We start from the raw sequence: 12,369 nt of genomic DNA on the forward strand, positions 1-12,369 counted from the left end.
ATGCTCGGCTGGCCGTGCCCACCGGCGCCAACGAATCATCACCCTGCCGCACTCACCCGTATCGCCAACAACTCGCCCCCGCCCTGCAAAGCGTGCCGCTGCCGTTCACCCGCTGACAACCACGCGGTATCGCCGGCCTGCAGCGGCGGCAGGCCACTGTCGGCACCGAACGCCGCCTGACCGGCCAACAGATGCAACGCCCAGGCCACGCCCGGTTCGCAGAAGAAGAACATCGCGCCCACCAGCGGCCGATGCAGCAGTTCCGCCTGCAGCAGATCGCGTTTCCACATCAGGTTGAAATCGTGGGTGGTGCCATCCACCAGTTCGCCGTGCAGCCTTTCCTCTCCCGCAAAGCGCACGCGCCCGTGCGGCGGCAGCACCTGGGCCACACGGCCATCCTCGAAGCGAAGACGCACGCCATTGCCCTGCAGCAGTACCAGTTCGCGCTCCACGCCGGGGAAGGCGGAGAACGCGGCGTCCTGTTCGATTTCGGCCACGGACAGGCGCAGCGCCCAGTCATCCCCCTGCGCGGGCAGGCGCAGGATCTCGCGGGTCCAGCCCAGGCCGTTGCGCCAACGTTCGCGGCGGTAGTCCAGGCTGGAGATCAACTGGCTCGGAGTGTGCAGCAGGGAGTCGATGTTCATCGGCGCATTGCATCATGCCGCGCGCCGTCGTGCATCACCGCGTGGCGAGCGTGCCCTGGCCACCGCACCCGCCGGCCAGCAGCTGCGAGTGCTTCAGCCAATCCTGGTCGGGGTAGTAAGCAAACACCATCGTGCCGCCGCGCAATGCGTCGATGAGAGGCTTGGCCACCGACAGGCGCACCGCCGGGCAACCCAGGCTGCGACCCAAGCGCCCCTGCAGCTGAGCGGTGGCCGGGTTCACATACGGTGCGCCGTGGATGACGATCGCGCGATCGCGCGCGCGGTCATTGAAGCCCGGTTCCAGCCCGGCCAGGCGCAGCGAATAGCCGTTGCCGCCCATGTAGGTTTCCTGCGCGGTGAACGCGCCGAGGCTGGACATGAAACTGCCATCGCGGTTGGAGAAGTGCTCGGTGCGGTTCTCGCCGCTGTTGCGGCCATGTGCCACCCATTCCTCGAACAGCAGGCGCTGGTGGGCCAGGTCGAACACCCACAGGCGCGGCTCGGTGGACGGGCGCGAGTAATCGATCACGCTGAGCCGATCACCGTTGATGCCCAGCTCCGGCCGCTGCAGCGCGCAGCGCATGGCGCGCGCCGCCAGCTGCAACACGTGGCGGTCGGCCTTGGGCGCACTGCGCGACAGCAGGGCAGCCAGATCATCGGCAGAGGTGGCGAGGGCGGGCGTCTGTGCCAGCGCCGGGGCGCTGGCCGAGGTCGCCAGCAGGCCGAACGCGGCCAGCCGGCACAGGCGGGATGCAGTCATGGGCACAACGAGGGGTCTCAGTTGCCCTTGAGGGTGGACCCTGGCGGCTCGGATTCCAAGACCGGCTGCATTCCGGATTCAGCCGGGCTTGGGCGGACCGCCGGCAGCGAGGTCACCAGCAGGGTCGTGCCCGGCACCAGCACCTGGTACAGCTGGCGGGCGAAATCGGCCGGCAGCGCCATCGGCAGCGAGGGCGTGGCCAGCAGGTCCGGCGTGGCCTGGGCGCGGTCCTGGCCCAGCAACGGGTAGGCCGTCCACTGGTGCAGGCGCTGGTTCACGTCCAGCGGGCTGGGGGTGTCGCTGTAACCCTGCCCCATCACGAACAGCGTGGTCCCCTGGAAGGCCGGCAGCGCGTCCGCCTTCAACGGCGACTCGCCGATCATCACCCCATCGCGCAGCACGTACAGGCGCTGGTCGTGCAGGCTGACCAGGATGCCGACCTGCCCGGCCGGGGCTGCGCTGTCGTTCCACCACGCCTGCGCCGGCGCTCCGCCCTCTGCCTCCGGCAGGGCCTGCCCACGCGCATTCACGGGTGCCAGTACCGACGGATAGGCCAGGGTCATCGGCGAGCTCTTGGCATCGGCCACGACCACGGTATCGCCACGCTGGGTTTCGCTGAACAGCTTCTGCGCGAAGGCCTGCGGCAGGCGCACGCAGCCGTGCGAGGCGGGATGCCCGGGCAGGCTGCCGCCATGCAGAGCGATACCGTCCCAGGTCAGCCGCTGCATGTACGGCATCGGCGCGCTGTTGTAGAGGTTGGACCTGTGGTCCTTGTCCTTCTGCAGGATGGTGAACACGCCGGTCGGCGTCTCGTGCCCGGCCTTGCCCGAGCTGATCGTGGTCAGGCCGATGGCGATACCGTTGCGGTAGACATAGGCGCGCTGCTCATCGAGGCTGACCACCAGCACGATCGGGCCGGTCGGCGAGATTTCCGGATGCCACAGGTATTCGCCCGGCTTGAGGTCGGTCGGTCCGCGTACCTCGGCGGTGGCCGCAGCGGCAGCTGCAGGCTTGGCGGCCGGCGTAGGCGCAGCGGCGTGGGCCTGCAGTGGCAGGGTCAGTGCCAAGGCGAGCATCAGGGTGGTGGGGCGGTGCACAAGCATCCAGCGGGGTCCTTTCCATTCGGAGCGGCCACCGTACACCATCGGCCCGTGGTGGCCGCGGCAAAACCAGGCGCCGGAAATGAAACTGCCCGGCGACACAGCCATGTGTCGTACCGGGCAATCGTTACGTCCTTGTCGGCCTGCTGCCGCCCCCTCGCATCCTGCGCTGTGGGGGTAGCGTTGCATCCTGCACGCGGCCGCGTCTGTCCTGTTTGTATCTCAGCCCCTTCCACAGGTCTGTGATGCCACCATCCTGGTGAGTGGTGCCGCGTCCTGCGGCGGTCGGTGGTCACGGGCGTCCTGTCCGTGACCGGTGAACCAGCGTCCTGCCGGTTCCGACGATTCCTGCTGTCAGCGCCTCGGTACGGTTCGCACCGGTACCGATCCAGGTACCGGATCCGCCGGCAACAACCTGTTCCCTACGGTGATCCGCTGTCGATTCCGTTCGACGATGGCTTTCCCTATCCCCTTCACCTGCGCCAAGTCCTCGACGCGATGAAACGGGCCGTGTCTGCGCCGGTGCTCGACGATCGCCTCGGCCTTGGCGGCTCCGACCATCGTCAATCCCTGCTGCAGCGCCTGGGCATCGGCGCGGTTGATGTCGATCGGTTCGGCGGCATGCGCCCCAGCGATCCACACGACCAGCACCAGTGCCCTCAACACGACACTCCAAGGCACGACGTGTATCTCCTTGTGATTCTGGACGTCCCGACCGGCAATCCCGTCGGTAGGAACAGTGTCCGTCACCACATGCACACAGCCTATCGGTTTCCTGGATTTCTAAAAGCCAGCCAAATACCCGACGTGATGTAGGAAAAACCCTACCCGTGGCACAGGCGTAGAATGGCGGGATCAGCCCATGCAACCGGAGTTTCAGATGGACAGCGCCAAGCTCGGCCAATTCGTCAATGACAAGTGGGACAGTGAAATCGTCCCGCAGTTGGTCGACTACATCCGCATTCCCAACAAGTCGCCGATGTTCGACGCCAATTGGGTGCAGAACGGCTACATGGAACAGGCGGTCACGCTGATGGAGAACTGGGCCAAGGCCCAGCAGCTGCCCGGCCTGAAGGTTGAAGTGGTGCGCCTGGAAGGCCGCACCCCGCTGATCTTCCTGGAAATTCCGGCCTCCGGCCCGGAAACCGGCGACGACACCATCCTGCTCTACGGCCATCTGGACAAGCAGCCGGAAATGACCGGCTGGGACGACGATCTCGGCCCGTGGACCCCGGTCCTGCGCGGCGACAAACTGTATGGCCGCGGCGGTGCGGATGACGGCTACGCCATCTTCGGCTCGCTGGCCGCGGTGCTGGCGCTGCAGGCCCAGGGCCTGCCGCACGCCCGCTGCGTGGTGCTGATCGAAGCCTGTGAAGAATCGGGCAGCTACGACCTGCCGGCCTACGTCGACCACCTGGCCGACCGCATCGGCAAGCCGTCGCTGGTGGTCTGCCTGGATTCGGGCTGCGCCAACTACGACCAGCTGTGGTGCACCACCTCGCTGCGCGGCCTGACCGGCGGCAACTTCACCGTGAAGGTGCTCAACGAAGGCGTGCATTCCGGCGATGCCTCCGGCGTGGTGCCGTCCAGCTTCCGCCTGCTGCGCCAGCTGCTGTCGCGCATCGAGGACCAGGACACCGGCCGCATCCTGATCGACGGCATGAACGTGGAAATCCCGGCCGAACGCCTGGAACAGGCCAAGCGCGCGGCCGAAGTGGTGGATACCGAGATCTTCGAGAAGTTCCCGATGGTCGACGGCCTGCGCCCCATGAACGAGGACCTGACCGAGCTGGTGCTCAATCGCACCTGGCGCCCGGCGCTGTCGGTCACCGGCGTCGGTGGCATGCCGCCGCTGGAATCGGCCGGCAACGTGCTGCGTCCGCAGACCTCGGTGAAGCTCTCGCTGCGCCTGCCGCCGACTGCCGATGGCAAGACCTGCGGCGAACTGTTGAAGGAAGCACTGCTGCGCGACCCGCCGAACGGCGCGCAGGTCACCCTGGACCTGGAAAAGGCCTCCACCGGCTGGAACGCACCGGCCATGGCGCCGTGGCTGACCCAGGCCATTGACGACGCCAGCCAGGCTTTCTTCGGCAAGCCGGCGATGTACATGGGCGAAGGCGGCTCGATCCCGTTCATGGGCATGCTGGGCGAGAAGTTCCCGGGCGCGCAGTTCATGATCACCGGCGTGCTCGGCCCGCATTCCAATGCACATGGCCCCAACGAGTTCCTGCACATCCCGATGGGCAAGAAGGTCACCGCCTGCGTGTCCACGGTGATCAGCGAGCACTATGCCGCCAGCCTGCGCGGCGAGACCAGCGGTTCGCCGGTGGCTGCCGACAGCGGCACCCGCCACGGCGACCACGGCTGCTGCTGATTACGGCACACCGTGACGGACGCAGCCTGGCCTTGCTAGGCTGCGTCCACCCAAAGCGGAACACATGCACATGAATGGTCTGTTCGGCAGCAGCAGCTGGCTGTACATCCTGCTGGTCGGCTTCGTCGTCGGCCTACTCGGGCGCTTCTTCATGCCCGGCAACAACCGCATGGGCTGCCTGCTGACCATCGTGCTGGGCATCATTGGCGCGCTGGTGGCCGGTTGGTTCGGCCAGTACATGGGCTGGTACGCTCCCGGCGAACCGGCCGGTTTCCTCGGTGCGGTAGTGGGCGCGGTGGCCGTGCTGGCCGTCCTGCGCCTGTTCAGCGGCCGCCGCTGACCCCGTCCCTCCTTCCCCCTGCTCCCGACGTTGGCGCGCCCGGCGCGCCCGGATATGCCCGCATGACCGAACCCGCCTCCGATCCCCAGCGCAGCGCGCAGCGCCTGCAGTGGGCCCGTACCCAGCTCGATGACGCCAACGCGGTAGTCGAACGCGCTTCGGTGGATGCCGGCATGCGCAGCTACTGGCGTACCACCAGCACGCGCGGCAGCCACATCGTGATGGACGCTCCGCCGGGGCTGGAAGATCCGCGGCCGTGGCTGCGCATGCGCGGCCTGCTGCACGACAACGGCCTGCGCGTGCCTGCATTGCTGGCGCAGGACCTGGAAGCCGGCTTCCTGCTGCTGGAAGATCTCGGCGGCCCGACCCTGGCCAGGATCCTCGACGAGCGCAACGCCGATGAATGGTTCGGCCGTTCGATCGAACAGCTGCTGCGCCTGCAGGCGATCCCGGTACCGGCCGACTTCGGCCAGTTCGGCGAAGCGCTGCTGCAGCGCGATGCCGGCCTGTTCGACGAATGGTTCCTGCAACGCCACCTGCAGCTGGAACTGGACTGCGGCGAGATCGAAGGGCTGCAGCTGGTACACCGCCGGTTGATGGACAACGCATTGGGCCAGGCCCAGCTGATGACCCACCGCGACTACATGCCGCGCAACCTGATGCCGGTCGACGACGGCCCCGCGGTGCTGGATTTCCAGGACCTGGTGCGTGGCCCGATCGCCTACGATGCGGTGAGCCTGTTCAAGGACGCCTTCCTGAGCTGGCCGCTGCAGCGCGTGGACGAGTGGCTGGCGCAGTACCACGAGCGCGCACGCGACGCCGGCCTGCCGGTACCCGACCGCGCCACCTTCCTGCGCGATGCCGACTGGATGGGTATCCAGCGCCACGTGAAGATCCTTGGCCTGTTCTGCCGCCTGCGCTACCGCGACAACAAGGGCCATTACCTGGACGACGCGCCGCGCTTCATCGGCTACCTGGATGAAGTACTGCCGCGCTACCGCGAGCTGGCACCGCTGCAGCAGCTGCTGGACGAGCGCATCAAGCCGGCGCTGGCCGAGCTGGGTGCACCGATGCGCGTGGCCCGATGAAGGCGCTGGTCTTTGCCGCCGGCCTCGGCGAGCGCATGCGCCCGCTGACCCTGCACACGCCCAAGCCGCTGCTGGAAGTGGCTGGCAAGCCGCTGATCGTCTGGCACCTGGAACGCCTGGCCGCACTCGGCGTGCGCGAGGTGGTGGTCAACACCGCGTGGCTGGCCGAGCAGTTCCCTGCAACGCTGGGCGATGGCAGCCAATGGGGCCTGCGCCTGCATTTCCTTTACGAAGGGCAGACCCCGCTGGAAACCGGCGGCGGCATCCTCAACGCATTGCCGGTGCTGGGCGATGCCCCGTTCCTGGTGGTGAACGGCGATATCTGGACCGATTTCGATTTCGCCACGCTGCCGCGCGAGCCGCAGGGCCAGGCACACCTGGTGCTGGTCGACAATCCGGCGCAACACCCCGACGGTGACTACCGACTCGATGCGCAGGGCCTGCTGCACCACGACCGCGCAGGGCCGTGCCTGACCTATGCCGGCATCGGCGTGTATCGCCCCTCCATCGTGGCCGACTGGCGCGCGGTGATCGGCGATGCGCCGGGCAGCGAGCGGCTGCCGCCGAAGTTCTCGGTGGTGCCGCTGCAGAAGCATTTCATGGCGCGGGGGTTGATGACCGGGCAGCACCATCGCGGGCGCTGGACCGATGTCGGGACCGTGGATCGGCTGCGCGCGCTGGATGCTGAGTTGGCGGCGAACGGCTGAGCCCCTCGTGGCTGGACTCATTGAAAGCAGAAGCCGTGCTTGGCCGGTCGGGGTGGGTCCGGTTGCGGGGGCGTGAGCGCCATGGATGGCGCGATCGAGGCTACATGGACGTACTTGCGCCGTCCCCCGCAACCTGAGCCACCCCGCCTCCCCTCAGGAAGCCAGCCTTTGAAGTTGACGTTGACGTTGCTTCGGCTTCGGCGGGTGCAGGGCGCAGCCCTGCAAACAAACCCCACCCTCAGTAACGAGGCCGGCCTTCTTCCAGCACCTGGCGCAGGAACGGCACGGTGATCCGCCGCTTCGCCGCCAGCGATTCGCGGTCCAGCCAGTCCAGCAGCGTGATCAACCCACCCAGCTCGCGCCCGGTGTGCGACAGCAGCCACTCGATGGCCGCTTCGTCGATGGCCAGGCCGCGTCGCAGCGCGCGCTCGCGCAGCACCGCAGCACGACCTTCCTCATCCAGCGGCTGCAGCAGCACGCGCACGCACTGGCCCAGCCGCGAACGCAGGTCCGGCAGCACCAGGCCCAGCTCGCCCGGTGCCTTCTGCGCGGTGTAGAGCACGGTCACGCCTGCTGCACGCGCGCGGTTGTGGAAATCAAACAGCGCGATCTCGTCCTCGCGGTTGCCGGCAACCTCGTCCAGCCCGTCTAACGCCACCAGTTCACGTGCGTCCAGCCCGTCGAGCGCTGCACGAACGCGGCCGGCGGCGCTGGCCAGTGGCACGTACGTCGGCAGGCGCCCGGCCTGCTCGGCGCTGGAGCACGTCGCCAGCGCCTGGTGGGTCTTGCCGGTGCCCGCCGCGCCTTCCAGGTAGACCCAATCGTGGCTGGCGCCGACCGCGATCGCACGCAGCTGCGCCAGCGCGCCATCCGGCGCGCCGATGAAGGTCTCCAGGCGCTGGTCCCGCGGGTAATGCAGGGCCAGCGGCAGTTGCGGCACGCCCATCACTTCAGGTCGGGGCCCTTGTCGGTCGGAACGATGATATGGGGGGCGTCGACCACGCCATCAAGCACGATCGCCGGCTTCTCGCCCACGTACAGCTCGCTCTGGCGGTAACGCTGGTGGGCATAGCGCAGCAGCACGTTCGTCACCGCCGCCACCGGCAGCGCAAGCAGCATGCCGAGGAAGCCGAACAGCTGGCCGCCGGCCATCACCGCGAAGATCACCGCCACCGGATGCAGGCCGATCTTGTCGCCGACAATGCGCGGGGTCAGTACGTAGCTCTCCAGCAGCTGGCCCACGGTGAACACCACGCCGACCAGGATCAGCAGCTTCAGGTCGAAGCCCTGTGCCTGCACCAGCGCGGCAATCACCGCCATCAGCACGCCGGTGGTCGCGCCCAGGTAGGGGATGAAGCTGATCAGGCCGGCAATCAGGCCAATCAGCAGGCCCAGCTTGAGGCCTACCAGCGACAGGCCGCCGGCGTAGATCACGCCCAACGCCAGCATCACCAGGAACTGGCCGCGGATGAACGCCCCCAGCACCTCGTTGGACTCACGCGCCAGCGCAGTGATGGTGCCGATGTGGTTGCGCGGAATCACCGAGGCCACCCGCTCGACCAGCTTGTCCCAGTCGCGCAGGAAGTAGAACGCCAGGATCGGCAGCAGCAGGATGTTGACCACCCAGGTCACCATCGCAAAACCCGAACGCGAGACGTAGCCCATGAACGTGGTGGCGACGCCGCCGGCCTGCTGCCAGTGGCTGCGCACCCACTCGATCAGGCGGTCCGGATCCAGCCACTGCATCACTTCCAGGCCGGTCTTCTGCTCGAACCAGGGAATCCCCTTTTCCATCAGCCACGCCTGCGCCTGCGGCGCGACCGCGATCAGGGTGGTGATCTGGCGCTCGATCATCGGCACCAGCACCAGCAGCAGCGCCACGATCACCAGCACCATCGCCGCGAACACCAGCACCACGCCGGTCATGCGCGAGCGGCCGGTGGCCTCGATGCGGTCCACCAGCGGGTCGCCCAGCCAGGCCAGCGCCAGCGCCAGCACGAACGGGGTCAGGATCGGGGCCAGCAGCCACACCACCCAGCCGACCAGGCCGGCGAACAGGATGTACTTCAGCCGGCGCAGGAACTGCGCGATTTCCGCTTCCGGGGGCAGGGTCATCGCAGGCGGTACTCATTGCTGACCGGTGCTGCGACCGGGGCACCGGTGGTGTCGTCGATCGGCGTCGGCAGGGCCGGCAGCGGCGCGCTCGGCACCAGTACACCGTTGTCGCCCAGCATGCGGTTGAAGCCGGCCAGGCCGGTGGTCATCTCCAGGCTCAGCTCCAGCTGGCCGGCCGAAGCATGCAGCGGGGTGACGTTGCGCACCACCGGCACCTCGCGCAGGCCGGCGGCAAGGCGCAGGTAGTCGTCGGCACTGTTGATGCCGGTGACCACCACGCGGTAGGTTCCGGCCTGGCCGACGGCGGCGCCGGCCTTCGCATAGCGCCTGACCAGCGCATCGGCGGCGCCATCGGCGCCGGCCGCCATCGCCCGCATGGCGTTGGCGTCCTTGCTGGTCCACTTGTTCAGCTCACGGCCGTTGTCGACGAACACCCAGTCCGCCTGCCAGCCGCCGTTGGCGCGGTAGAGCTTGCCGATCAGCTGCATCGGCGGTGAGTAGCGCGAGGAGGCGCGGGCCACGGCGGCACTGTCCTGGCGCCAGATGGCACCGGCCAGCGCCTGCTCGGCGGCACCACCGCTGGGCAGGCCGAGCTTGTAGCCGCGCTCGATGGCGCGGTTCAGCAGTGGGCGGGCGGCATTGGCCTGCTGCACGCTGACCAGGCGCGGGCCGCTGCCGTCATCCACGGCCAGCCACACCACCGGCTTCGGTCGCGGCTGCGGCCACAGCGGCAGGCCCAGCGCCGAGACCAGCGAATCGACGTCGTCCTCGCGAAAACGGGCCACCAGCAGGGTCCGGAAGCTCGGCGCGCCGCTGGCGCCTACGCTCTGGTCCTGCTTGTAGTCGTAGCTGGCCACGTAGTCCTTGGCATTGCGCAGTGCCTGCACCACACCCGGGCGCGACATCACGTTGCGATCACCGGACAGCTTGCCCAGTACCACGCTCAGGGCGCGGGCCAGGGCGCCGTTGCGATCGGCTTCGGCTTGGCTGTTGACGGGCACTTCGGCCTCGTACGCGCCACTGGCGGTGGCGACATCACCCTCGGTGCGAAGGCCGCTCTGGGCCATCGTGGCCACCGGCAGGCTCAGCGCAAGGAGCAGGGTCAGAATCAGGCTGCGGCGCATCAGGACATCCATTGGCTCGACGTATCCGGGGGAATTGTTGCCCGAATACGGCCTTTGCGCCAATGCGGCCTGTTAAAATCGCCCGTTCAACCCCTGCCAGCGCCGACGCCCGTGACCAACACCCCGTCTTCCGCCCCCTCCCCCCTTACCTATCGTGACGCGGGTGTCGACATCGACGCCGGCAACGAGCTGGTCGAGCGGATCAAGCCCCTGGTCAAGCGCAGCTTCCGGCCGGAAGTGATGGGCGGCCTGGGCGGCTTCGGCGCCCTGTTCGACCTGTCCAACAAGTACCGCGAGCCGGTGCTGGTGTCGGGTACCGACGGCGTGGGCACCAAGCTGAAGCTGGCGCACCAGCTGAACCGCCACGATACGATCGGCATCGACCTGGTCGCCATGTGCGTGAACGACGTGCTGGTACAGGGTGCCGAGCCGCTGTTCTTCCTGGACTACTTCGCGACCGGCAAGCTGGACATCGACACCGCCGCGGCGGTCGTGGGCGGCATCGCCAACGGCTGCACCGAGGCCGGCTGCGCGCTGATCGGTGGTGAAACCGCTGAAATGCCCGACATGTATGCCCCGGGCGAATACGACCTGGCCGGCTTCACGGTGGCCGCGGTCGAGAAGAGCGAGCTGAAGGACGGCGCCAGCGTGGCTGCCGGCGACGTGCTGATCGGCATCGCCTCGTCCGGCCCGCACTCCAACGGCTACTCGCTGGTGCGCCGCATCTACGACCGTGCCGGCCGCCCGGCCGAGCTGGAGCTGGAAGGCGGCGTGAAGCTGGTCGATGCGCTGATGGCGCCGACCCGCCTGTACGTCAAGCCGATCCTGGCGCTGCTGAAGTCACACGGCGAGGCCATTCACGGCATGGCCCACATCACCGGTGGCGGGCTGACCGAGAACATCATCCGCGTGGTGCCCGACGGCCTCGGCCTGGACATCCAGGCCTCGTCCTGGACCCTGCCGCCGGTATTCCAGTGGCTGCAGAAGGAAGGCGCCGTTGCCGACAGCGAGATGTGGCGCACCTTCAACTGCGGCATCGGCTTCGTGCTGATCGTCGCGCCGGACCAGGAGGCTGCCGTGTCCGAGGCGGTCAGGGCGCAGGGCCTGGAGCACTGGACCATCGGCCAGGTGGTCACCGCCGAAGGCGCCGAGCGCGTCCACATCGGCTGAGCCCGGCAACCAGGAGCCCGCATGGACGCAACGCCCCCCCTGGCACCCACCCCGGTACCACCGCCGTTGGCGGCGGTGCCGGTCTTCAGCAGGCAGGACGCTGACCACCTGCGCGCGCTGTCCATCGCCCACTATGTGTTCGGTGGCCTGATTGCGCTGCTCTCGCTGTTTTTCATTCTGTACATCGTGCTCGGCATCAGTGCGCTGAGCGGCCATCTGCCGATGAACTCCGGGGGCCAGCCCTCGTCGCCGGCCGAACAGCGCCTGTTCGGCTGGGTGTTCACGGTCCTGGGGACCGTGTTCGTCGCCGGCGGCCTGGGCATGGCCGCATTCGTCATCCATGCCGGCCGCTGCGTGGCCCGGCGGCGTCGTTACCTGCTGTGCCTGATCGTGGCCGGCCTGCTCTGCCTGTTCGCGCCGCTGGGCACCGTTCTAGGGGTTTTCACCCTGGTCACACTGCTGCGCCCGCAGGTGAAGGCCGCCTTCGATGCAGCTGGCACGGCTGCATGACGATGCCGGGCGCGCCTCCGCCATTGCCACAGCAGACCCTGGCGCAGCTGCAGTTGGCCAGCCACCTGCAGACGCTGAAGGTGCTGTTCTACGCGCTGGCAGGTTTCCACTGGCTGGCCGCGTTGGCCTTCCTCGGTTTCATCGGCCTGGTCGCCAGTTCCCGGGGGTTGGACGAAGGCACGGCGCTGGCCACGGTCTACGGGGTCATTTCGTTGTTGGCGGCGGCGCTTGGCTTCTTACAGCTGCACACCGCGCGCCTGCTGTCGCGCCGCACCGGGCTGGCCTGGTGCCAGCGCGCGGCATGGCTGGCAGTGCTTGCCGGCCCGTTGGGCATGGCGCTGACGGCCTATGCCCGGGTGTTCCTGTCCAAGCCTGACATGGCCGCATTGTTCGACCGCGGCGACCACCTCAGTGCCTGAGCCCGCAGGCAACCCATC

General features: G+C 68.1%; 14 protein-coding genes. 7 read left to right on the forward strand and 7 right to left on the reverse strand.

Going from position 1 to position 12,369, the window contains the following annotated elements:
* Positions 1–38: 38 nt before the first annotated feature.
* The 4 genes from G370_RS0103795 to G370_RS0103810 all read right to left on the reverse strand — a co-directional run bounded on the left by G370_RS0103795 (position 39) and on the right by G370_RS0103810 (position 3,170).
* Positions 39–644: a HutD/Ves family protein gene (locus G370_RS0103795; protein WP_019659425.1), complete on the reverse strand. Its 606-nt coding sequence runs from the start codon at positions 642–644 to the stop codon at positions 39–41.
* A gap of 34 nt (positions 645–678) precedes the next feature.
* Positions 679–1,404 carry a murein L,D-transpeptidase catalytic domain family protein gene (locus tag G370_RS0103800; RefSeq protein WP_019659426.1) on the reverse strand — a complete coding sequence of 242 codons (726 nt, stop codon included), beginning with the start codon at positions 1,402–1,404 and terminating at the stop codon, positions 679–681.
* A gap of 17 nt (positions 1,405–1,421) precedes the next feature.
* A complete protein-coding gene (locus G370_RS0103805; protein WP_019659427.1) occupies positions 1,422–2,507 on the reverse strand; it encodes a L,D-transpeptidase in 1,086 nt (361 codons plus the stop codon).
* Positions 2,508–2,858: 351 nt separating this feature from the next.
* Positions 2,859–3,170 (reverse strand): ComEA family DNA-binding protein, encoded by a 312-nt coding sequence (locus G370_RS0103810; protein ID WP_224329378.1) that lies wholly within the window; start codon positions 3,168–3,170, stop codon positions 2,859–2,861.
* A gap of 214 nt (positions 3,171–3,384) precedes the next feature.
* On the opposite strand from G370_RS0103810, the gene G370_RS0103815 reads away from it, so the two are divergent.
* The 4 genes from G370_RS0103815 (at position 3,385) to murU (ending at position 7,013) form a co-directional block, all read left to right on the forward strand.
* On the forward strand, positions 3,385–4,878 hold the full coding sequence (locus G370_RS0103815; protein ID WP_019659429.1) for a M20 family metallopeptidase: 1,494 nt from the start codon (positions 3,385–3,387) through the stop codon (positions 4,876–4,878).
* A gap of 70 nt (positions 4,879–4,948) precedes the next feature.
* A complete protein-coding gene (locus G370_RS0103820; protein ID WP_019659430.1) occupies positions 4,949–5,218 on the forward strand; it encodes a GlsB/YeaQ/YmgE family stress response membrane protein in 270 nt (89 codons plus the stop codon).
* 62 nt (positions 5,219–5,280) lie between these two features.
* The gene (locus G370_RS0103825) at positions 5,281–6,306 is read left to right on the forward strand and encodes an aminoglycoside phosphotransferase family protein (RefSeq protein ID WP_019659431.1); all 1,026 of its coding nucleotides are present in this window, start codon (positions 5,281–5,283) and stop codon (positions 6,304–6,306) included.
* On the forward strand, positions 6,303–7,013 hold the full coding sequence (gene murU / locus G370_RS0103830; protein ID WP_019659432.1) for an N-acetylmuramate alpha-1-phosphate uridylyltransferase MurU: 711 nt from the start codon (positions 6,303–6,305) through the stop codon (positions 7,011–7,013). Before G370_RS0103825 ends, murU begins: the two co-directional genes overlap by 4 nt.
* 238 nt (positions 7,014–7,251) lie before the next feature.
* Here murU and hda read toward each other — a convergent pair whose 3' ends face one another.
* The 3 genes from hda to G370_RS0103845 are packed head-to-tail and all read right to left on the reverse strand — an operon-like array spanning position 7,252 to position 10,264.
* A complete protein-coding gene (gene hda / locus G370_RS0103835) occupies positions 7,252–7,959 on the reverse strand; it encodes a DnaA regulatory inactivator Hda (RefSeq protein ID WP_019659433.1) in 708 nt (235 codons plus the stop codon).
* Entirely contained in the window at positions 7,959–9,128 is a 1,170-nt protein-coding gene (locus tag G370_RS0103840) for an AI-2E family transporter (protein ID WP_019659434.1), read from the reverse strand. Before G370_RS0103840 ends, hda begins: the two co-directional genes overlap by 1 nt.
* Positions 9,125–10,264, reverse strand: coding sequence for a DUF2066 domain-containing protein (locus G370_RS0103845; RefSeq protein WP_019659435.1), 1,140 nt, complete (start codon positions 10,262–10,264; stop codon positions 9,125–9,127). Before G370_RS0103845 ends, G370_RS0103840 begins: the two co-directional genes overlap by 4 nt.
* 99 nt (positions 10,265–10,363) lie before the next feature.
* On the opposite strand from G370_RS0103845, the gene purM reads away from it, so the two are divergent.
* Genes purM through G370_RS0103860 form a run of 3 tightly spaced genes read left to right on the forward strand, consistent with a single transcriptional unit; the run spans position 10,364 to position 12,351 of the window.
* Complete coding sequence (purM, locus tag G370_RS0103850) at positions 10,364–11,422, forward strand: phosphoribosylformylglycinamidine cyclo-ligase (RefSeq protein ID WP_019659436.1); 1,059 nt, start codon at positions 10,364–10,366, stop codon at positions 11,420–11,422.
* A gap of 21 nt (positions 11,423–11,443) precedes the next feature.
* Entirely contained in the window at positions 11,444–11,932 is a 489-nt protein-coding gene (locus tag G370_RS0103855) for a hypothetical protein (RefSeq protein ID WP_019659437.1), read from the forward strand.
* Positions 11,929–12,351: a hypothetical protein gene (locus tag G370_RS0103860; RefSeq protein WP_019659438.1), complete on the forward strand. Its 423-nt coding sequence runs from the start codon at positions 11,929–11,931 to the stop codon at positions 12,349–12,351. The genes G370_RS0103855 and G370_RS0103860 overlap by 4 nt, the downstream gene beginning before the upstream one ends.
* The last annotated feature ends 18 nt before the right edge of the window (positions 12,352–12,369 follow it).

The sequence above is a fragment of the Stenotrophomonas hibiscicola ATCC 19867 genome (assembly GCF_000382065.1).
Lineage (GTDB): Bacteria > Pseudomonadota > Gammaproteobacteria > Xanthomonadales > Xanthomonadaceae > Stenotrophomonas > Stenotrophomonas hibiscicola.